This is a genomic window from Asticcacaulis sp. SL142 (assembly GCF_026625745.1).
GTDB lineage: Bacteria > Pseudomonadota > Alphaproteobacteria > Caulobacterales > Caulobacteraceae > Asticcacaulis.
Map to the genome: position 1 here is coordinate 1,431,121 of NZ_CP113061.1, position 21,822 is coordinate 1,452,942.

General features: G+C 57.8%; 20 protein-coding genes. 2 read left to right on the plus strand and 18 right to left on the minus strand.

The window, feature by feature from the left end; translation table 11 throughout:
- Positions 1 to 28 precede the first annotated feature (28 nt).
- The 5 genes from OVA03_RS06555 to OVA03_RS06575 form a co-directional block, all read right to left on the minus strand.
- A complete protein-coding gene (locus OVA03_RS06555) occupies positions 29 to 811 on the minus strand; it encodes a cell division protein FtsQ/DivIB (RefSeq protein ID WP_267527336.1) in 783 nt (260 codons plus the stop codon).
- Between the two features lie 82 nt (positions 812 to 893).
- Positions 894 to 1,850, minus strand: coding sequence for a D-alanine--D-alanine ligase (locus OVA03_RS06560; RefSeq protein ID WP_267527337.1), 957 nt, complete (start codon positions 1,848 to 1,850; stop codon positions 894 to 896).
- A gap of 124 nt (positions 1,851 to 1,974) precedes the next feature.
- Positions 1,975 to 3,846: an ATP-dependent zinc metalloprotease FtsH gene (gene ftsH, locus OVA03_RS06565; RefSeq protein WP_267527338.1), complete on the minus strand. Its 1,872-nt coding sequence runs from the start codon at positions 3,844 to 3,846 to the stop codon at positions 1,975 to 1,977.
- A gap of 131 nt (positions 3,847 to 3,977) precedes the next feature.
- Positions 3,978 to 5,294: a tRNA lysidine(34) synthetase TilS gene (gene tilS, locus OVA03_RS06570; RefSeq protein WP_267527339.1), complete on the minus strand. Its 1,317-nt coding sequence runs from the start codon at positions 5,292 to 5,294 to the stop codon at positions 3,978 to 3,980.
- Positions 5,295 to 5,300: 6 nt separating this feature from the next.
- The gene (locus OVA03_RS06575) at positions 5,301 to 6,197 is read right to left on the minus strand and encodes a tetratricopeptide repeat protein (RefSeq protein WP_267527340.1); all 897 of its coding nucleotides are present in this window, start codon (positions 6,195 to 6,197) and stop codon (positions 5,301 to 5,303) included.
- A gap of 365 nt (positions 6,198 to 6,562) precedes the next feature.
- Between OVA03_RS06575 and OVA03_RS06580 the strand changes: the two genes are divergently transcribed.
- Positions 6,563 to 7,342 carry a glycosyltransferase family 25 protein gene (locus OVA03_RS06580; RefSeq protein WP_267527341.1) on the plus strand — a complete coding sequence of 260 codons (780 nt, stop codon included), beginning with the start codon at positions 6,563 to 6,565 and terminating at the stop codon, positions 7,340 to 7,342.
- A gap of 49 nt (positions 7,343 to 7,391) precedes the next feature.
- Here the strand turns inward: OVA03_RS06580 and OVA03_RS06585 are convergent, their stop codons facing one another.
- The 11 genes from OVA03_RS06585 to OVA03_RS06635 form a co-directional block, all read right to left on the minus strand.
- Positions 7,392 to 8,345 carry a CsgG/HfaB family protein gene (locus tag OVA03_RS06585; protein WP_267527342.1) on the minus strand — a complete coding sequence of 318 codons (954 nt, stop codon included), beginning with the start codon at positions 8,343 to 8,345 and terminating at the stop codon, positions 7,392 to 7,394.
- Positions 8,346 to 8,515: 170 nt separating this feature from the next.
- On the minus strand, positions 8,516 to 9,070 hold the full coding sequence (gene pal, locus OVA03_RS06590) for a peptidoglycan-associated lipoprotein Pal (protein WP_267527343.1): 555 nt from the start codon (positions 9,068 to 9,070) through the stop codon (positions 8,516 to 8,518).
- Between the two features lie 365 nt (positions 9,071 to 9,435).
- Entirely contained in the window at positions 9,436 to 10,785 is a 1,350-nt protein-coding gene (gene tolB / locus OVA03_RS06595; protein ID WP_267527344.1) for a Tol-Pal system beta propeller repeat protein TolB, read from the minus strand.
- Positions 10,786 to 10,881: 96 nt separating this feature from the next.
- Positions 10,882 to 11,709, minus strand: a complete 828-nt coding sequence (locus OVA03_RS06600) for a hypothetical protein (RefSeq protein WP_267527345.1) — start codon at positions 11,707 to 11,709, stop codon at positions 10,882 to 10,884.
- Positions 11,709 to 12,194, minus strand: a complete 486-nt coding sequence (gene tolR / locus OVA03_RS06605) for a protein TolR (RefSeq protein WP_267527346.1) — start codon at positions 12,192 to 12,194, stop codon at positions 11,709 to 11,711. Before tolR ends, OVA03_RS06600 begins: the two co-directional genes overlap by 1 nt.
- 10 nt (positions 12,195 to 12,204) lie before the next feature.
- The gene (tolQ, locus tag OVA03_RS06610) at positions 12,205 to 12,924 is read right to left on the minus strand and encodes a protein TolQ (RefSeq protein ID WP_267527347.1); all 720 of its coding nucleotides are present in this window, start codon (positions 12,922 to 12,924) and stop codon (positions 12,205 to 12,207) included.
- A 228-nt stretch (positions 12,925 to 13,152) separates the two neighbouring features.
- Positions 13,153 to 13,692 (minus strand): YbgC/FadM family acyl-CoA thioesterase, encoded by a 540-nt coding sequence (locus OVA03_RS06615; RefSeq protein ID WP_267527348.1) that lies wholly within the window; start codon positions 13,690 to 13,692, stop codon positions 13,153 to 13,155.
- 225 nt (positions 13,693 to 13,917) lie between these two features.
- The gene (gene ruvB / locus OVA03_RS06620; RefSeq protein ID WP_267527349.1) at positions 13,918 to 14,967 is read right to left on the minus strand and encodes a Holliday junction branch migration DNA helicase RuvB; all 1,050 of its coding nucleotides are present in this window, start codon (positions 14,965 to 14,967) and stop codon (positions 13,918 to 13,920) included.
- 9 nt (positions 14,968 to 14,976) lie between these two features.
- The gene (ruvA, locus tag OVA03_RS06625; RefSeq protein ID WP_267527350.1) at positions 14,977 to 15,591 is read right to left on the minus strand and encodes a Holliday junction branch migration protein RuvA; all 615 of its coding nucleotides are present in this window, start codon (positions 15,589 to 15,591) and stop codon (positions 14,977 to 14,979) included.
- Entirely contained in the window at positions 15,588 to 16,175 is a 588-nt protein-coding gene (gene ruvC, locus OVA03_RS06630) for a crossover junction endodeoxyribonuclease RuvC (RefSeq protein ID WP_267527351.1), read from the minus strand. The genes ruvA and ruvC overlap by 4 nt, the downstream gene beginning before the upstream one ends.
- A 61-nt stretch (positions 16,176 to 16,236) precedes the next feature.
- Positions 16,237 to 16,500 (minus strand): hypothetical protein, encoded by a 264-nt coding sequence (locus OVA03_RS06635; protein ID WP_267527352.1) that lies wholly within the window; start codon positions 16,498 to 16,500, stop codon positions 16,237 to 16,239.
- A 280-nt stretch (positions 16,501 to 16,780) separates the two neighbouring features.
- Here OVA03_RS06635 and OVA03_RS06640 point away from each other — a divergent pair, with 280 nt between their 5' ends.
- Positions 16,781 to 18,751: a hypothetical protein gene (locus tag OVA03_RS06640; RefSeq protein ID WP_267527353.1), complete on the plus strand. Its 1,971-nt coding sequence runs from the start codon at positions 16,781 to 16,783 to the stop codon at positions 18,749 to 18,751.
- Between the two features lie 27 nt (positions 18,752 to 18,778).
- Here OVA03_RS06640 and OVA03_RS06645 read toward each other — a convergent pair whose 3' ends face one another.
- Positions 18,779 to 20,422 carry an EAL domain-containing protein gene (locus OVA03_RS06645; RefSeq protein ID WP_267527354.1) on the minus strand — a complete coding sequence of 548 codons (1,644 nt, stop codon included), beginning with the start codon at positions 20,420 to 20,422 and terminating at the stop codon, positions 18,779 to 18,781.
- A 109-nt stretch (positions 20,423 to 20,531) separates the two neighbouring features.
- Positions 20,532 to 21,746, minus strand: a complete 1,215-nt coding sequence (locus OVA03_RS06650) for an MFS transporter (protein WP_267527355.1) — start codon at positions 21,744 to 21,746, stop codon at positions 20,532 to 20,534.
- Between the last annotated feature and the right edge of the window lie 76 nt (positions 21,747 to 21,822).

Sequence of the window (21,822 nt, forward strand, 5' to 3'; positions counted from 1 at the left end):
TCAGGTTAAGCGGTTTCGGGCCAAAGAGTTAAGCGGCAGGTTGAGCGGTAGTCGCAAAGGGCGCGACAATCAGGGCATTCGGATCACGCAGGTCGATTTCGGCCAGTCCCTGATCCAGCACCCGACGCGACGCAATCAGGGTATCCAGACGGGCCAGAGCGTCTTCCTGATTAAGTGCGGGCAGTTTGATCAGGGTGGCGTTCTTAAGCCGTAAATCCCAGCGCCTCGTATCGACGCGCACCAGAACCTCCAGCTTTTGCATCAATTCCGGGCGCGAGCGCACCAGTTCAAGAATTTCATCGGCATTCTCATTGGCGCCCTCACCGACGACCAGCGGCAGGTCGACAAAGTTATAGGCGCGGGCTTCGGGGATGATCTGGCCCTTATCATCGATGACATAGGACTTATTCTGGTACTGCCACACCGCCAGCCGGGGGCGCTCAATCACATCAATGATCAGCACATCCGGAAACTGGCGACGTACCGTCACCGACTCCACCCAGCCGATTTTTTCGATGTTTTCTTTGACCTTGGCCAGATCCATCAGGGCTATCGGCTGACCGCGCTGAAAATCGAGGGCGGCGCGGATATCGGCGCGGGAGTGATCCGACACGCCCTTGAGGTGGATATTTTGCAGATTAATGCCCGCAGCGGCGATCCGGCGGTCGGCAAAATCGCGCATCCCGTCAGTAAGCATCTGCGCCCGGTTGCCGGTGGCCAGCACCGCCAGCAATAAAACGCTTAAGCCTGCAAAGGCCAGCCATGCGGTCAGTTCCGACGGCATTGGCACACCGCCAACGGCGCGCATCATGCCGGATTGCCCTACCACCCGCTTGCCGCGAGACGAATTCGACGCAGAGGCTTTCGAAGCGCCCTTTGGCGCTGACTGAACCTTAGCTTGTCGTCTTCCTCCCCGTACCACTGCGGGCATAAGCGTCCTCCACTATCCACTTGACCAGATCATCAAAGCCCATACCGGCATAGGCCGCTTGCTCAGGGGCGAGCGAGGTCGGTGTCATGCCGGGTTGGGTGTTGACCTCCAAGAGAACCAGAACGTCCTTAATTTTGTCATAACGAAAATCACTTCGTGTAAGACTTTGGCAACCAAGTGCGCTGTGAGCCAACTCGGCTTGGCGTTTCGCGGTTTCAAAAACTGTGGACGGAATATCGGCGGGCAGGACGTGGCGGGAGCCATTCTCACCGTACTTGGCTTCATAGTCGTACCAGCCGGTATTGGAGACGATATCGGTAACGGTAAGCGCGCGTGGGCCGCCGGCTTCGCCCAAGACCGCGACCGCCAGTTCCTGACCGGCCACATAGGGTTCAACCATGACCTCTTCGCCAAAAGTCCAGCTATCCGAACCGACCTCGGCAGGCGGACGATTGGCGCCTTCGCGGATGATATAGACCCCGACGCTGGAGCCTTCGGCATTGGGCTTCACCACATAGGGCGGGGCAATGACGTGATCGCGCGCGACCTCATGGCGGCTGTAAAGCCCGCCACCCGGAACGGTGACACCCGCAGCCTTAAGCACGGCTTTTGCTTTTGATTTATCCATCGCCAGCGCTGACGGCAGGACGCCCGAATGGGTATATGGGAGTTGCAGGGTCTCTAAGATTCCCTGTACGCAGCCATCTTCGCCCCAGGCCCCGTGCAGGGCATTGAACACCAGATCGGGCATGAGCGCCGTTAATATATGCGCCAGATCGCGCCCGGCATCGACGCGGGTAACCTTCGCGCCCAGTCGCTCAAGGGCATCGGCACAGGATTTGCCCGACACCAGCGACACGTCGCGCTCCGACGACAAGCCCCCTAACAGAACCGCGACATGAAGATGAGACAGGGACATGAGACAAAGCCATTTTATGAAAAATATGGCCGTGTTTGTGGAGCCTTGATGGCCCAAGGTCAAGGCAAAACCGGACATAAAAAAAGCGGGTGAGGCTGCCCTCACCCGCTTTGATTTTTAGGCCTTACGCATCGGCCTTTTCGTCATCCGTCACCGGCACCGCCAGATTGGATGAATGCTCAATCAGCACGCCGGTTTCTTCGTCACGGACAATCTCTTCGCCGTTCAAAATCCGGATGATTTCTTCGCCGGTCAGGGTTTCGATCTCCAGCAAGGTTTTGGCCAGACGGTGCAGACCATCATTGTGCTCAGTCAGGATGCGCTTGGCGTCATCATAACCGGCCTGGACCAGACGGCGGATTTCACCGTCGATCTTTTGGGCCGTGACTTCGGAGACATCACGGCCAAAGGCCCCGTGTTCGTCTTCACTGTCCTTATAGTTGACCAATCCCAGTTCGTCCGAATAGCCCCAGCGCGTCACCATGGCCTTGGCCAGCTTGGTGGCCTGCTGAATATCGGAGGAAGCCCCGGATGTGATCTTGTCCTTGCCGAAGATCAGTTCTTCGGCAACCCGGCCAGCCATCAGAATGGCCAGACGCGAGGTCATCTGGGTGAAGTTCTGCGAATAACGGTCGCCTTCCGGTAACTGCATGACCATACCGAGCGCACGACCGCGCGGAATGATGGTCGCCTTATGAACCGGATCGGCTTCCGGCACTTTAAGCGCCACAATGGCGTGGCCGCCTTCGTGATAGGCCGTCAGCTTCTTTTCGTCTTCGGACATGGCCATCGACTTACGCTCAGCGCCCATCATGACCTTATCCTTGGCGTCCTCAAAATCCTTCATGGTCACCAGTTTGCGGTCTTTACGGGCGGCCATAAGTGCGGCTTCGTTGACCAGATTGGACAGGTCAGCGCCGGAGAAGCCCGGCGTACCACGCGCAATCACCTTGACATCAACGTCTACGGCCAGAGGCACCGGCTTCATGTGAACGCGCAGAATGGCTTCGCGGCCAGTCAAATCAGGGTTCGGCACCACAACCTGACGGTCGAAACGGCCCGGACGCAGCAAGGCCGAATCCAGCACGTCAGGGCGGTTGGTGGCGGCGATGATGATGATGCCCTCACTCGCTTCAAAGCCGTCCATTTCCACCAGCAACTGGTTTAAGGTCTGCTCGCGCTCATCGTTACCGCCGCCGTGACCAGCCCCGCGATGGCGACCGACCGCGTCGATTTCGTCGATAAAGATAATGCATGGCGCGTTCTTCTTGGCCTGCTCAAACATGTCCCGAACGCGCGACGCACCCACACCGACGAACATTTCCACGAAATCCGAACCGGAGATCGAGAAGAACGGCACACCGGCTTCACCGGCCACAGCGCGGGCCAGCAGGGTCTTACCCGTACCCGGAGGGCCGACCAGCAGTGCGCCTTTGGGGATCTTACCGCCCAGACGCTGGAATTTCGTGGGGTCTTTCAGGAAATCAACCACTTCGCGCAGCTCTTCCTTGGCTTCATCAACGCCGGCCACATCCGTAAAGGTGACGCGGTTCTTGTGTTCGGTCAAAAGGCGCGCCTTGGACTTACCAAAGCCCATCGCCCCGCGGCCACCGCCCTGCATCTGGCGCATGAAGAATATCCAGATACCGATGATCAGCAAAATCGGCAACAGGCCCGACAGGATTTGCACAAATAGCGAGGTCTGCGCGGTCTGAACCTCGACATTGACGCCCTTGGCGTTCATGGCCGAGGCCAGTTCTTCGTTCGGATAAGGGGTTACGACCTTATAGACCTTTTTGTCCTTGGTGGTCGCGGTCACTTCATCACGGTGAAAGGTCGCTGAGGCGACATCGCCCTTATCGACCGCCGCGATCAGTTGCGAATAGGTCATTTTCGCCGGTTGCGCCGGATAACCACCCTTTTGATTCATATAGGTATAGGCGCCGATCAATACCGCCAGCAGAGCCCCGACAATCGCCAATGAACGCAGGTTCATAAACCTCAATCTCCCAACGCCAGCATGGCGTAATCAATAATCATATCCGCGCAGGTTCATCCCGCACAGGTCAAATCCAGCTTCGACAACCTATATAGTGTGGATATTTGCGCTTTGCTATGTCTGCCCCGTCAGAGTCTGCGCAACAGATCATATTCATTCGCCACCTGACCCAGCGCATATAAGAAACGCAAGGCCACCCACGACCGTAAGGTCACGCCGTCACTGTTGTCCGGTTCGGATAACAACACAAGTCTGTTGCCCGTTTCACTGCCCATTTTCACGACCGGCAGCGCCCCGCGCAAGCCTGCCGGAACCTGCAAATATTGCGCCAGATCGACCTCGGATAATGCCCCCTTATGGCCCTGAACCGCCATGACGGTTACCGGACGGGTTCCGGCCCGCACTTCAAACCGCCCATCCCACATGTCGGCGGTGTCAGGCGCAAGCGTAAGCGGCGTTACGGCCCGCCGTGTCATATCGCCCGGTTCACGCCCGATCAGGATCGTGTTTTCGCACCATATCAACCGCGCCCCGGACAGAACAAACGGCCCCGCCTCACCGCGTTTAAGGCCGCTAACGATCGCCGCCACACTGTCTGAGCGCGGCAGACGCGCCCCGCCACCGGCACTAACCATCGCCGCAGCCATGACCTTATGTGCCGCCGCTTGCGGCAGGTTCAGGAGGTAGTCGGCTTCCATCGTAAGAATACCCGACCAGCCAAGGGTTTGCGGTACGCTTAAAAACTCTGAAATATTGATCAGCGCATCCGGCAAATTTAACGCCGCAGGCTCACGCCCCGTCAGTTCGGTACGGGCCCGCGATCTTAAAAACTTGGGATTGTCATTGGCCGGATCATCGACCCAACCCACACCGATCGTAGTCAGCCAGTCACGCAGCCTCTGCCGCGGCACATTCAATAATGGGCGATAGATGAATACGCCCCGCCCCTGCGGCCACACCGGCGACGGCGCCCACATCTCCGGCGTCCCCACGCTTGAGCCCATATCGCGCATCAGGTGGGCTTCACGGATGTCATCGCGATTGTGGCCGAGACAAAGCACCTCAATGCCCTTGCCCCGCGCGGCTTCGGCCAGCAAACCATGGCGCGCCTGACGGGCCGCCGCCTGAATACCGGTAGCCGGTTTATCGCCGATCCAGTCGAGTTTGGAAAATCCATGCCCCAGATGATGAGCCAGAGCCTCCACCTGCGCGCACCAGCCTGCGCTCTGCGGATTAAGGCCATGATCGACGCAAAAGACCTCAAGGGGGCGCTTGCCCCACAGATGCAACAGGCACAGCAAGGCCACGCTGTCGCCGCCGCCGGATACCGCCACGCCCAAAGGTTTGGCGCTATCCGGGATCAGATAGCGCTCAAAGCTTTTGAAAATATCGCGTAATTCAGCGAATGACTGAAGCGCCTTCCGCCACGGGTCAAGGTCATCCAATCGCGGTTACGCCGCACATTGCGCCTTGCCCTTAAGCGCCTTGGCCTGAGACTTCATGGGTGCTGAGGCTTGCGCCGCATAGCGCTTATCGAACTCGGTCAGGGCCGCACAGGTCTCAACCTTACGGTTCAGATCCGCCAGAGCGGTCGCCAGTTTCACAGTCGATTCCGGTGCCCACGACGCCTTGGGCCAGCCTTTAAGCGAGGTCGCATAGGCCGCGACTGATCCTGAAATATCGCCACGCATAGTACGGATCTGGCCCAGACGGAACCAGGCCTCAGCGACCTGCGCTGATTTCGGCCACTGGGTCGTAAATGCCTCAAAAGCCGTTGTGGCTTCATCAAGCTGATTACTGCTCATCAGGCTATAGGCCTGATCGAAATCGGTTTCAGCGCTGCCCGTTGTGGGCGGGGGCGGCGGGGGGCCAGCGAGGGCCGCCTCCATGTCTTTGGATTTAGCATCAAGCAGATCAACCCGCTTGGTCAGGGTATCGGTGCGCGCCGTCAGGGCCTGCACTTGTGATTGGGCTTGCGTTGCCGCGAAATTGGCTTCTTCCAGTTGGCCAGTCAGGCGCGTAAGGGTAGCGGATTGTTCATCCAGTTTGCGCGACAGAAAGTCAACGGTGGCCTGCAAAGCCACGACCTCTGGATCGGGTTCAACCAGAATGGGCGGTGCGGCCTTATTTTCGGTTTTCTGAACCGCGCGCTCCAGCTTACGGACATTACGATCCAGACGATCAAGGCGCTTCTTGTCCCACACGATCGCGGCCGGCGCATTCGGATCGGCGGATGTGGCATCATCCTCATCGGAAATGGCATAGTTCTGGGCGACGGCGGTGGACATTACCGACATACCGCCCGTCAGGGCCAAGGCCATAACCAGACCGCTGACGTAATGACGCAAAGTCCATTTTCTAGCTGCCGTTTGTTGCCAATGCACCTGAACACTCCCGCATGCAAATAGAAACTGCACTGTAAGGCCCATAACATAAAGAGTCAGGCGTTACAGTTTTATGAAACTGGAGACTAACCATAAAGACGGGCCGAAATATGACAAGAGGCCAGCACTTATTTTGTACCAAAATTGCTCACGCCCGTAAGTTTTTCCAGAAGCACATATTCACAAACTCATATCTGTTCGTTGACAGTGTCCATGCAAACCCTTTCGGGCCGAAAACAAAGGCGGTCACACTACGCGACTGGATTTTATCGTCCTAAAACTATACGGTCTTCCAAAGCCTTACGGCCTCATCTGATTAACAGGCATCCATGAAAATCTACGTAATAAACCTTGATAAGGACTCGCAGCGTCTTGACTTCATGACGTCAAATCTTACGGCTGCAGGGTTGGAGTTTGAACGCTTCCGCGCCATCCACTACACTGATATCCCGCCACATTGTCGCCCTCTGGCGGATCGACTGGCGGCTTGTGGCCTGCGTCCCGGTGAAGTGGGCTGCACCCTGTCACATGTGGAGGTGTGGAAAAAAATCGCCTCAGGCCCTGACGATTTTGCCATAATTTTCGAAGACGATGTGCATATTACGGCTGATTTCAGGGCATTTTGTACCGGCCTTGATCCCGATAAGGGCGAACTGGCCATACACCGCCTGGAAACCTTTCTGGCGCGGGTAACCCTGAAGAGAACCCCGGCCTATCGTATGGGTAAGCGCACAGCCCATCAGATGCTGTCCAATCATGGCGGTGCAGGGGCTTATCTGATCAATCGTGCGACGGCCAAGGCGTTTTTGGCTATGTCAGATCATTTCAGCAATATTGTCGATGTCGAATTGTTCGACCCCGCCCGCGGCAGCGTACCCGCCCGCATAAAAACGTATCAGTGGCTACCTGCGCCATGCATTCAGGATATGTTTATCAGCCGCACCTTTACCTCAAATTTGCTGGAGCGGCTGGATTTCGACAATAATCATCTTGGCCCACTATCACGCTGGGAGCCTTTGAAACAGTTATTGCGTCCGCTGAACACCGCTCTTCAGGATTTACGCCTGCGCCCAAGCGGACGGACCCGGCGGCTGATCCGCCACGGATAAAAAACACCCCGCCGTGAAGCGGGGTGTTTTCATTTACGAATAGGCCGGTTTATTTGCTGGCCGCCAGCTTGTCGTTCATGACCCAGCCGATATTGTCGTTGTCATCGGCCACTTGCCACCACATGCCGTTCTTTTCGCCGGTCGGATAGACCGTCAGGCCCACAGGCAAGGCGCGAAGCACCTTACCCTTAGCATCAGGCGTGCTGCGCAAGGTCGTGGCCGTCAGAACATCAAAGCTGCGCGTTGGGGCTGCCGCCGCACCGCCGACATCAATCCCGCCCAGATTTTGAACCATGTCCGTATAGGCCATGATGAAGGCCTGAGTGACCATACGGCCAATTTCCGTGCTTTCATAACCGCCGCCAACCGCACCGGCAAAGCCAGCGCCGCCGCCAACACCCCAGGTCAGGTCGTTCTTGGCCGCACTGCCCGAAAATGAGTTGGATTCAGATGTGCGCACATCCGTCAGGGACAAAACGGTTTCGGCCTCAAGCTTTTTGGTGCGGAAACCACCGACGACCGCACCGGCGCGACCACCAATCATGCCGCCGATCAGCCCCGCAGCCCCCCCGCCACCGGTATTGGAATCGGCTGCGGCCACTTCGGCCACCAGCACAAAGTCAGCGGCCTTGATCTGGCCCTTACCCATGTTAGAGCCCTTTTGCAGGCCCAGAGAATTCCCCAGTTCGCGCTCGCGTGCGGCCACATCCATGCCCGCCCCGCGATCCACCAGACTGAAACAACCTGATTTCTGAACCACGACCTTAAGCAGCTTGGCTGGCGGGGCCAGATTATTTTGCGTCCAGCCGTAGGAATCGTCGCCATCGACAATGGTGATCGAGCCCAGCTTTTTGGAGCATTTCGGGATTTCAGCGACCATCTTATTCTGGTGTTGCTGAACCTTTGACGATTTCGCCATCGTCGATTGCGCAACCACTTGAGGGGCCGCGCCCAGAGCGCAGACCGTGGCGGCCGTCATGGCCAAAAGACGAAGTTTGAGCATTTTCAGCCCCCTGAAAATCTGAGTGAATGATTGAGAGTTAAGGTTCGGATTTTACTACGCCGCCGTGGAAATCACCATACGCAATCACGGCTTATGATCACAAAAATCGGGCCCATGCGTAGCACAGGCCCGATCAAAATCAACGTGATTTATCGCGTGGTTCTCAAGACTTACTGAGCGCCTTCGGTCAGGGTCGTCTTGGCGTTACGGTTCTTGGCCCAGCCTTCTTCCGAAGCGGTCGTATCCAGCGGGTTTTCCTTACCGTAGGAGATGGTCGAGATGCGGGCCGGAACGACACCCTTTTGCGTCAGGTATTGCGACACAGATTCGGCGCGGCGGGCGCCCAGAGCGAAGTTGTATTCGCGGGTGCCGCGTTCATCGGCATTGCCTTCGATACGGATCTTGACGGCGGGATAGCGCACCAGCCACGCGGCCTGAGCGTCCAGAAGCGCCTTGGCGTCTTCACGCAGGCCCGATTGATCCAGATCGAAATAAACGCGGTCACCGACATTGACCACAAAGTCCTGCTGCGAGCCAGGGATGACGCCGACCGGAGCGACCGGTGCGGGCGTAGGTGCGGCTTCAGGCATCGGGGCTGGGGTCGGCACCGGCTCAGGCATAGGTGCCACGGGCTCTTCCTTTGGCTTGGACGCACAGGCCACCACGGTCGCCGAAACGAACGTCACGAGCGCGATTTTGGAAAGGGTTTTGAGGGTCATGGTCATCAGAAGTCGTTCCTTTAAGTCTGCCGACAAGTCTGCCGGTTTAAATGCGTATCGGCCTCATGGGTTAAAACCGATACATGAAATTTGTGACGCCTTTGTAAGGCCTGTAAACATTGATCGTTACGATGATATGGCTTTGAGGCTTTGTCAAACCGAAGTGTTTGCAAATCAAAGGCATCTGTACGATTTCGATCATTGATCGCTTATGTAAGCCTGAGCTTATCGCCTCAAAGTGTAAAAAAGCGATAGTTCTCGCCTGAAAGAAATATGCGCCCTACTTCAATCGCGGTGACCAGGCCGGGTCCGAGGCCCCGCCAGGATATGGCCCATTTCACTTTAAGATGTGCCATATCCCTACTCAGCCTCTACTTCAAACGGGGTGACCAGGCCGGATCAGACGCACCGCCGGGATATGGCACGGGCCGCTCCACACGGCCCGTAACATCCACCGTCCACAGGGACGGCATCCCGCCCGGAGGCTCACGGAAGAACATGATGTAACGGCCGTTCGGTGCCCAGGTCGGGCCTTCCTCAAGGTAGGATGAGGTCAACAGACGCTCACCGGAACCATCCGCGCCCATCACCCCGATCGAGAACCGGCCGCTGGACTGTTTGGTGAAGGCGATCAGATCGCCCTTGGGTGAAAACACCGGTGTCGAATAGGAACCGCCGCCAAAGGTAATCCGGCGGATGCCCGATCCATCCGCATTCATGGCGTAGATTTGGGGTGACCCGCCGCGATCAGACGTAAAGACAATGGTTGATCCATCTGCAGAAAATGACGGCGAGGTTTCAATTGACGATTCCGTCGTCAACCGGCGCGTGGAGCGCGAGCGCAGATCCATGACATAGATGTCGGTGTTGCCGCCCTGTGCCACGCTATAGGCCAGCTTGGAACCATCGGGCGAAAAGCGCGGCGCGAACACCATGCCCTTAATCTGGCCCACCGTTTCCTGACGGCCCGTCTCAATATTGAAAATGTAGATGCGCGCGGAATCGTCACGCAGCGCCATATAGGTGATTTCCTGGCTGTCAGCATTAAAGCGCGGGGTCATGACCTTATAAGACCCATCGGTCAGATAGGACGGATTCGCACCGTCCTGATCCATGATGGCCAGACGCTTGATGCGCTTGGCGCGACCGCCGCTTTCAGCCACAAACACAATGCGCGTATCGAAATAACCCTCTTCACCGGTCAGTTTTTCATAGATGGCGTCGGCAATCTTATGGGCAATACGGCGATAGTTTTCCGGCGTGGCCGTAAATGACATCCCCAGAAGCTGCTTTTCGGAGAAGACATCCCACAGGCGAAAATCAACCTGCAACCGCCCCTGCCCGTCAATAAACGCCATGCCGTTCGACAAAGCCTGAGCATTGATGGTGCGCCAGTTTTCAAAGTTCGGCGTCACATTGACATCAAGCTGAGATTGAATAAACGCGTTCGGATCAATCGGGCGGAAAAAGCCGGAACGCTCCAGATCGGCCATGACCACCTTGGAAATCTGCGTCCCCAGATTGCCCGACGCGTTGGTCGCCGCCGAATCAATCTTTATGGCGATCGGCAAAGGCTCAATCACCCCCTGATTGACGGTGGCCCGCAGTGGTTCCTGAGCACGCGCGGGCATAACCGCACACGATAGGGCCGCAATCACGCTGGCTAAGGCCATAAGGCTGCGGATCATAAGGGGTCTGTGGGGCGTAGAATTCCGGATCATCTGGGCCTCTCTGGGGTCTGGCGTCTCACCTGTGGGGCGAGCCAACCTTTAAGAACGCTATAGTCGTAACGAAAATAAAAGAACAATGGGGCAGGATTATCGCGACGCACAGAAAGTTTTGGCATCAAACGTAATAATCAGCGCCCGGTTATAAAGCCCATCAGGCAAATCACCATAGGGCTGGCCACGACTGACCGCCGCAATAGCCCGTGAGGCACCGGCCTGCCACACAGGATCGCTGCGCCGATCCAGCCATTCCGGCCCTTTGACGACGCGACCGCCGGGGGATAGCGTAAAACCGATATCAACCTCGACCTGATTAGACCCCGGCACATCGCAATTCGGCGACCATAGCTTTTGCAGTCGCGCGGTAAGCGCATTCATAGCGGGGCCTGTATCCGCCGGTGATGATCCGGCATTGGACGCCCCATCCGTCGCCCGCGTATTGGCGCGAGCCGGAGCCCGCGTCGGCGCTTTGGACGGAGAACTTTGCATTTTCGTCAGGGAGTCCAGATCCAGCGCCTTTGGAGCCGGTTTAGCCGGTGCCTTTTGCGCGGGCTTTTTGGTGTCCTGCGGTTTTTTCAGACCGTCCTTGGAGACTTCCGGGGCCTTGGGGGCTGGTTTGGGCTGAGGTGTCGGGGCCTTGGCCACTTCGGGCTTAGGCACCGGCTGTTTCGGGGCAGGTGTCGGCGGCGCCGGTTCAGGCACAACTTCGGGCGCAGGCGCAGGCACCGGCGGCTTGACCGCCAGTTCATCGACCGGGGCCGCCGCCTGCTCAAAGGTTGGCATGTCCGAGATAATCGTCACCGGCACGGACGAGGTCAGGGTCCTGGGCGTCTGGTGCGTCCAGGTGATGAAGGCAAGCGCAACTATGCCGACGTGCAGCAGTACCGACAGGAATGTAGCTGTACCCAATCGTTTCATTACGGCTGCGTCACCTCTGGCGACGGCGTGGCCGACACTTGCGGACCACCGCTTTCGGTCAGCAGATTGATTTTGGTAAAGCCCGACGTCGACAGCTTGGCCATAACCCGCGCCACGCTCTCATAGGGGGCCGTACCATCGGCGCGGACATAGACAGGCTTTGAGGTGTCGCCATTGGTCATGGCCAACAAGCGTGCGGCCATCTGATCGTAGCTGGCCGGATCATCCATCACATAGATGCTGCCGTCGCGCTGCACCGATACCGTAAGCGGGTCGCCCTCATCCTTAAGCGCTGCCGCTTCGGTCTTGGGCAGATCAATCTTGACGCCGGAGGTCAGAAGCGGTGCTGACACCATAAAGATGATCAGCAGCACCAGCATCACATCGACCATCGGCGTGACGTTGATTTCCGACAATGCGGACTTACGCCGCGATCTGCGCCCACCTCTGCGGCCGCCGCCGGCGGCGCCTGTTCCCAATGCCATGCCGGTCTCCTTACTTCAGGCTGCCGAGCTTGTCGGCCAGACGACGGGTCACCGACACCATCAGCTCATCCGCAAACCCTTCCATACGCCCGACGAAACGGCCGGTCTTGGCGCTGAACAGGTTATAGCCGATATAGGCCGGAATAGCGGCCGCCAGCCCCATGGCTGTGGCAAACAGGGCTTCGGAAATCGCAGGCGCTACGGTCGCCAGATTGGTATCACCCTGAGCCGCAATCGCCCCAAAGGCATTCATGATCCCCCAAACCGTACCGAACAGGCCTATGAAGGGCGACGCGGTGGCGATAACGGCCAGAATGCTCAGGCCATCTTCGATCTGATCGGCTTCGGCGGAAATGACGTGATTAAGCTCGCGGTCAATCTGACCCACCAGCAGATCGCTCTGGGACGGCGTGATCACCTTGCCCTTATAGTCGCGCCAGGCGGCGGTCACCGCCACCAGCAGCTTCTGAAACGGCTGGGTCGGATTGGTGCCTAATGAGGCCCCAATATCTTCGAGCGGACGGCCTGAAGCCAGCGTACCCTCAAAACCGTCGGCCTCTTTGTTGAGGCGGTTCAGTTTCATAGTCTTATCAATGATGATCGCCCACGACCACAGGGATGCCAGCACCAGGCCGATCATCACCGATTTGACGACCCAATCGGCCTGCATAAACAGTTCAACGAAATTCAAACCTGAACTGAGGGCTTCGGGGGCAGCCGCCGCTTCCATATAAGACTCCTAAAAAGTAACCTGACGCGCGAACGGCCATTCGCGCGTGATCGAATTGTTTCGGCACCTTGCCTCAAGAGTGATGACAATTCTATGGCAAGGTTAATTAAGTTTATAATTTTCGGGGAAAGTGCAGTGATGCCGCAACTATCCGTAACGGATCACGGCTATTGGCATTCGCCGTCAGGTGTCAATACGCAGCCTTATAAAGCCTGTTTTAGCCGCACACTATACCAGCAGATTATTGCCCGGATGGGCCGCCTCAACCGTCACCGCTTTTTCAGGCGTCAGGGACTGCGGCTTATTTTCCGGTAAAAACTTCTCGCGCACGATCTCCAGCAACGACTTGGGCAGACGGCGCGGACGCGACGCCATGTCGATGCACACCAGTTGCAGTTTGCCGACGCACAAAACCTTACCCTTGCACTCAATCCGCTGGGTCAGGTTAAAGCGCGCCCCTTGTGATCCATCGATCTCACTGCGCACCCACAGGACATCATCGATCTTGGCCGGGGCATGGTACTTGACGTTAATCTCCGCCACCGCAAAAGCCAGCGGATCTTCGCGCGCGGCCAGATCAGAATGCGGAATATTCAACAGGCGCATAAAGTCCGAACGGCCACGCTCAAAATATTTCAGGTAATTGGCATAGTAAACGACGCCGGAAAAATCAGTGTCTTCGTAATAGACACGAATCGGCAAGCTATGGGTACGGCCATCGATAAAGCCCGATAACGCGCCCTCGACCAGAAAATCGATATCTTTCATAGCCCACCTACGCAAAAAGCGCTCAGGTCACACACACAATTATGCCCGACACGCTGGTCACACCGCCCATACCAATAATAAGCTACCTCTGCCGCAACGCAATATGAAAACCTTGCGCGCCCGGTCACGATTCGTAAAGACTTATTTAACCATAGGGAAGCGCTGTCGCCCAAAATTCAACGTAGTCATTGGCAACGCACAGTTGCGGCGCCCGTAAAGCACATATTACCCGTCAAACAGATCGCCCGTAGGGGGTATTGCCGCTGGCGGGTTAAGGCCCAGATGCAGATAGGCGCGCGCACAGGCCATACGTCCGCGCGGCGTGCGCTGAATAAAGCCCTGCTGTAGCAAATAAGGCTCGATCATATCCTCAACCGCATCGCGGGCTTCGGCAATGGCGGCGGCGATGGTCTCTAACCCCACCGGCCCGCCGGAGTAGTTCTCAATCAGCGCCCGCAGATACCGCCTGTCGGAATGGTCAAGACCGACCTGATCGACCTCCAGCCGCGCCAAAGCTTTTGAGGCCGCCTTTTTATCGATTGTGGTTGCCCCGTCGGCGGTGGCAAAATCACGCACCCGCCGCAGTAACCGCCCCGCCACCCGCGGCGTCCCGCGCGACCGTGAGGCGATTTCCATGGCGCCGTCTTCGCTGACGGGCGTACCCAGTTTACGCGCCGCCCCGATCACCACCCGCGTCAGTTCTTCAGGCGTGTAGAACTCAAGACGCAGGGGAATGCCAAACCGGTCGCGCAGAGGCTGAGACAACAGCCCCGCCCGCGTGGTGGCCCCGACCAATGTAAACGGTGCCAAGTCAATGCGTACCGTCCGCGCGGCGGGCCCCTCCCCGATGATCAGGTCGAGCACATAGTCTTCCATCGCCGGATAAAGAATTTCTTCCACCGCCGGATTGAGCCGGTGAATTTCGTCAATAAACAGCACATCATTGGGTTCAAGATTGGACAGGATAGCTGCCAGATCACCGGCCTTGGCCAGCATCGGCCCGGAGGTGGCACGAAACCCGACCCCCAGTTCCTTGGCCACGATTTGCGCCAGCGTCGTCTTGCCCAGACCCGGCGGACCATAAAACAGCACATGGTCAAGGGATTCGCGGCGGGCGGCAGCGGCGGCTACGAACACCTTGAGATTGGCTTTAAGCGGGGCTTGCCCCACAAAATCATCAAATGTTTGCGGGCGCAGGGCGCGGTCAATGCCCAGTTCGCTGGTCAGCGATCCGTGTTCATCGTCCTGTCGCTCGCCTGAAATCAGTCTGGACATCGTAATTTATTACCTTCCCAGCGCCTTAAGCGAAGCGCGGATAACCGCCGCCAGTTCCGCTTCCGGCCCCAGATCTTTTAGCGCCACATCGACCGCCTGTCGTGACTGCTGTTCAGACATCCCCAGCCCCATCAGGGCGGCAACGCTTTCGCCATTCACGGACGGTTTTACGGTCGTCACTGCCGCCGGACTGTAACCGATAGGCTCAAACACGCCGGCGACGGTCAACGGCTTACCCTTAAGTTCAATGACGATGCGTTGCGCCAATTTTGGCCCCACACCCGACGCCCGACCGACCTTGGTCTTATCATCGGACGCCACCGCCTGCGCCAGTTCCATAGGCGTCATAATATCAAGCACCGCCAGCGCCGCCTTCGGCCCCACGCCCTGCACCCCTTGCAGGGACACAAAGGCCTGACGCTCATCCTTGGTCAAAAACCCGAACAGGCGCGTGCCGTCTTCGCGGGTGACACTTTCGATATGGACGATGACCTCGGCGCCCAGTTCCGGCATATTGGCCAGCGTGCGCACCCCGCAACGGACAATATAACCGACACCACCAACCTCAATCAGCGCCTCTTCGTCGCTCAGTTCCAGCACAAGGCCCCGCAAACGCCCGATCATGCTACGCTCCGCTTGTTTTTAGTTGCGCTACCGCTAACGCTGTTTGAGCGCGATTTTATTTGCCCTAACGCTTCGCTGCTAGAGCGCAGTATCGCCATCTTGCGCTTATGGGCATGGGTGATCGCTACCGCCAGCGCATCGGCCATATCGGCCGTCAGCGTTGCCTCAGCACCGGCGCGCGGCAGCAGACGTTTGACCATGAACAAGACCTGATCCTTATCCGCGCGCCCGGCTCCCACCACCGATTTTTTGACATCGAGTGCGGCATATTCCGCCACGCTCAAGCCTAGCTTGGCCGGGGCCAGCATCGCCGCCGCCCGCGCATGGCCGAGTTTAAGGGTCGAGGCCGGGTTCATATTGACAAAGGTTTCTTCGATTGCGGCTTCATCAGGGTGATAGGTTTCAATCACCTGCGTCAGCCCCTCAAACAAGTCCAGCAGGCGGTCTGACAAGGCCTGCTTTTCATCCGGCGTGATGACCCCGTGCCCGACCCACGACAGGCGCGCGCCGTCAACGTCGATAACGCCCCACCCCAGTCTGCGCAGACCGGGATCAAGTCCGATGATCCGAATCGTGTTCTTCATATGTTCGATATAAAACAGGTCTTATCGGCCCGTGCAACCGAACAATGGTTAACACCAGCGCCTAAACCGAAGGCGGCAGCCCGTAGGCCTGCTCAATTTCTCTCAGATTGACCTCAACCTGTACCAGAGCGGCCCTGGCCTTGAGCCAGGCTTCGTCCTCAGCCACCATATCGCCGCGGGCCCGTTCGCGCTGGGTCAGGGTGCGCTGAAAAAAGGCATGGTCGCGCACCAGATCGAAATAGGTGCGGCAGGCCCGTGTTGCCTCTTGCGCATCCATCTCACGGTCAAGAGCGGCATTAAGAAACTGATCAACGGTTACGGTCACACCCCCTCCTTCCCGTTTAAGATGTCGCAAAACCGTTATAAACTATAGTTAACAACCACACATAGCAAGTCGGGAGGCAAGTCGGGTGGGCAAGCCGGGGAAAGACACGGCAGGGGATCAGCCTGCGGGTGGCCAAAAAGTTGCACCTTTAGCCTCGACGGGCGTTATGGCGCTTCTTTTTGAGACATATTGATTTCAATACGATTGCCAGATGCCCAAGCTTAGGCTTAACTCAAGGCTGTGGGTAATCAGGTTTTATCGACCGGTTATGGGGGCAAACGTGAGCAATATGGACATGGGTGAAACCTTAGACGGCGAACATCTATCCGGCGCGGATTCAGCAAAGGTCGCAGATAAAGTAATGACGGCCTCAAAGTCTCGCCGTCGCCAGCCTTTGACCGGCTTTATAGTTTTGATACTGACCGGCCTTTTGATGTGCGCCGGGGCCATGTTCATTGCCGATGCGCCACTGGGTGGCCCGGCTGAGGACTGGATAAGCTGGGCCCGCATCGAAACCGTTCCGTCAGGCGTATTGCTTATCGGTGCCGCCATTATTCTGGTCGGGATTATCGGCTGCCTGTTCCGCCTGACCGTTCCGGTATCGCGCCGCCCGAAAATCACGTCATCACAATCTGTAATTGCCAGCGATGACTTTGATCTGGCCATCCCCGAAGACCAGCTTCAAATCCATGCCGAAGGGCTTAAGACCGCCAGCGTCCACTACCTCAGCGCAGATACCCCGGAACAGACGAGCCGCAACCGCGCCTCATTGCGGTTTGAGGCCCCGCCTGCCACAACACAGGCGGGCCTGTTGCAATCCCAAGCTACGCAGACCTCACCTTCCAGCCATGAGTTGATCCCGCATTATGGTGACAATGCCGCCGATGCCTTTGGCCTGCCCAAGCCCCATCTGGACGCGGCCGCCACGCGCCGTCCCGCCGATGTACCGCGCCCTGCGGCCACGCCCGCGACCACCGATGTCCTGTCGCCGGAGCATGGGTTGAGAATTTCTACACCGTCGGCATCCGACCGCAGTGCCGAGACTGTGGCGGTGGCCGCCCCGCCGACGGCTGAGGTTATTCCCCTGCGTCCGGCAGAGCCTCAGCCTGCCCCCGCTGTTTACAGTGAGCCCCCGACCGAACCGGCACCGGCCCCTGTCGAAGCCGCGTCTATTGCAGTGACTGAAACCGTTACTGACCCGATCGAAGCCGCCCTTCTGGCTGATACGCCGGAAACCTCAGTGCGGGAATTGCCCGAAAGCGATATCAACGCGGTCATTTCTTCGGCCATGCGCTTTATCGAAACGCCTGCGGTTCCAGAGGCACTTGCAGAGACACCCGCACAACCCTCTATTGCGCCCGCCCGTGATGCCTATGCGCCCGCCGTCACCGCGCCGATCATGGCGGAGCCACACCCCTTGCTTGCCCCGGTCGAAGCCGAAATCGCGCCTGAACTGACCCCGGTCACCCCGGCGCTGACGCCTGAGCAGGAAATCGGACAGGCCGTCTCAACTGCTTTGTCAGTATGGCCGGACGCGACCCGTCCGATCGCTGCCGAAGAATTATCGGTACGCCTCAGCTATCTCTATTATGACAAATCCCCTAAGGCCCGCGACGTCTTTAACCTGATTGCGGCTGGTGATCTGTCGGTCGCCGCCAGCCGGTTACAGGGGATGGCCAATGAACTGATGAATGCCGGAGCCTTCGCCCATTCGGCGGAGCTATGGCGGGTTTACGGGGCCCTGCATATGGGGCGTGATGACTCCAAGGCCATGATGGCCTATGAACAGGTGTCAGAGCTTGATCCGTCCGACGCTAATATTCACCTCTATCTGGCTCGCCGCTATCAGATGGATGGTCGCACCGACGCGCTCGCCCCCGTCATTGGCCGCGCACTGGCCGTCGTCAGCGATCCTCAGATCCGCTCAGGTCTTCTGACCCAATATGCCGATCTGAAGTTCAAGGTCGGCGACCTGACGACCGCGGCCACGGCGTTTGAGGAACTCAGCCTGATTAACGAAAGCCTGGCCTATCTTGATCCCGGCAATATCCAGGTCCGCTCCGGTCAGGCGATGGCTCTGGCGCGACTGGCCCAAATCCGTGAAATTCAGGGCGAACACCAAAAGGCGGCCCCACTTTACCGCAAAGCCTATGATGTCTTTTCAGAGCTTTCGGCCCAGATGCCGGGCCATGCCGGTCTTAAGGCCATGGCTGACAATGCCCTGCGCGATGTTCAGCGCCTAAGTGTCTAAGGCCTAAGTGTCTGGCCCTCGAAGTATCTAACCCCAGCTATCGGAAGCCCCTTTGCGGCGCGCGGTGACGGCTGATGCCGCCGCACTTGATAAATCCGGGCTGGGTCGGCCAAACAGATAGCCCTGACCGAACTCGATGCTAAGCTGACGGGCCATTTCGTCCATTTCAGGGTTTTCAATCATTTCCCCGATGACCTGACAGCCAAGTTCGTGGCTGAGCGAGACGATCGAGCGGATCAGCGCGCGCTGGCGATTATCATTCACCGCCTCGCGCAGGAACGGCCCGTCGATCTTGACGAAATCGACCTCGAAATGGCGCAGATAGTTGTAGGACGCCGCCCCCGATCCGAAGTCATCCAGACACACCCGGAACGACATCTGATGCAGCCAGGCGATAAACCGGCGGGCGGTCTCGAAATCCTTGACCTCACCAGTTTCGGTGATCTCGAACATCACGCGCTTGTTAAGGTTGCGGTATGGCTGGATCAGTTTGCGGAAATCGTGGCCGAACTGCGGGCTGGCAATCGACTGACCTGAAATATTAACCGCCACAACCGTGTCTGACTGCGCACTTACAGCCGAAAGCACCTTTTGGCACACCGCCAGATCAAGATCATGGATCAGGCCGATCTGCTCGGAAAAGTTGATAGTGTCATAAAGATTACGGCCATCCTTAAGGCGCAGCAGAGCCTCATGGTGGTGGACCGTACGGTCATAAAGACGCACGATCGGCTGGTAGACAATCTGGAAATCACCATTGTCGATGACCGATTTGATCGACGAAAACTCAGCCACCGTGTCTTCCATGGCCGCTTCCAGACTGGCCTCAATTGTCGGCGGGACCTGATCAGGTGATTTGGCGAAGGTTTGGGTGATATAGGCCAGCGCCTTTTTAATCGCCGCGTGATCCAGATTGCCGGTCTTAAGATGGATCGACATCATCTTGGGCCCCAGCGCCCCGCTTTTCAGGCCGACAGCCTGCCCTACCGCATCGATTTCAGCCATTAGCCGTGCTTCAGCCTGCTGGTCATTGGCCGGTGTCAGGACCCCAAAACTATCATCAGGCAGGGCCGCACCATGGCCAGATATGGAATTTGCCCGCAGCACGGCAGCCACTTCCTGCATCAGCAGGGTCTGCTGATCGGCGTTTAAGGTCGTACGCACCTTGGTCAGCCCTTTAAGCTTGACCAAGGTCATGTCGAGATCAACATCTTTTGACGCGCCGGCGCGGATGATATCGATCGCCAGTTCGTTAAAGCGTTCCGCCGTCATCAGCCCGGCATCGTTATGTTCGACATTATCCGGCCGGATATTGTTGAGGATGCTCAAGGTCAGGTGAATTTCCTCAGCCCGTGACGGGATAAAGCACGCCCCGACATTGACCAGCATAGCCGCCTTGCCGTCAGAGCGCAAATAGACGGCGACCGGATCAATTCGGCCTTTAGTAGTTGTATCTTTTAGCTTTCGGTGCAGAAAAGCCTGATCCTGCGGCTGGAAAAGGTCGATGACCGAGCGGCCTTTGAGGGCGCCCCCTTCTGCCCCCAAAAGTGTGCGGGCCGCACCTACGACGGATTTGATGGTCAGATCAAGACCGACCTCAATCAGAAGATCCGCCGCCGCCAAAGAGTAGGCAATATAGCTATCTCTCTGCGCTTTATAATTCTCACTCATACTGCAGGCCTTTTGCCATGCATGCCGCGCCCGCGACCTGCCCCGATACTCAGAGCTAAAATCGTATACGCGTTAATCTTTATAAATTTACTAATGGCGATACAGCGGGCTAAGGCGAAGACTTAAGGCCGCCATGACTTTGATGACGCACGGAATAAGCGCGTAAAATAGCGGCAGATACCCCCCGGTGTCTGCCCCCCGGCTGATAGCCAAACCCTGCCAGCGCAGGCAGGCTAAGGCCCGTGGCCAACGACAAAGCCAGCTTTGATAAAAAGGCCAGCAGGGCATAATACCGGCTGGCGGCCGTTTCATGGCCGCTGGCCTCCAGCCGGTCGGCAATGATCGCTGACGGCAAGGCCAAATCAGCCCCGAACGCTGTGCCCGACAATATACACACGACAGCAAAGGCGATGATGGCATCCGCAGGCAGGACAAACGCCCACACAAAGGTCAGGCTGGCCAACACCATGCTCAGACCCCAGGCTCGGCCTTTGCCAAAGCGGTTTGATATACGCTGCCACAGAGGCATGGCGGCGGCCCCGCTGACGAAATAGAGGATAAGAAACAAGCCAGTAAAGGCTTCGGCCCGTAGGTGATCGCGGACATAAAATATGATCAACACCGCCGGTATGGCTGAGGCCAAACTGCTCAGGCCATAGGTCAGGGTGAACCGCCGCAACCACGGTTCGCGCACAAGGCTTAGGTAGTTCAGCGACACCACCTTGGCTGGACGCGCCATCGCCGCCTTACCCGACCAGCGCCAGAACGCCGCCACGCCGACAACGAGGCTGATCAGGCACAGCACCGACAGCCAATGAAAAGCCGCCCCCGACGCCATCGACCGTACAAGGACTGTGGGCGTCACCGACCCCAGCAATAACCCGATCAGGCCCAAGCCTTCGCGCACCCCGGCGACCTTGACGCGCTCAGAGCTTTCCACCTGCCACAGGCCGCCCATCGCCTGCAGATTAATGCCGACCATCGAAAAGCCGGTGGTGCAAATAAGGATGCTAATGGCCATCCATAAAAGCGGCTCACCAACGGGATGGAACAGCATCCAGAACCCGGCCCCCAGCAGCACCGCCCCGATCAAAACGATCAGCCGGCGCAGATGATGAAACCGGTCGCTCAAACTCCCAATCAGCGGATCCTGCACGGCATCGATGAGCCGCAAGCCCACCAGCACCGCCCCCATAGCCGCCAGCGGCACGCCAAGATCGGTCGCATAGTAATCCGGGGCATGGATAAACAGCGGCAAACCGGCAAACGCCACCGGCAGAGCCAGCAGGCCATAGGTCAAAAGGTTCAAGGCGTTTGGTCGCATATACTCCCTACGCTTTCACGCCCGCTGGGGATCACCGATCATTGACAGCCGCTGCTGGATATTGGCAAACATCGCT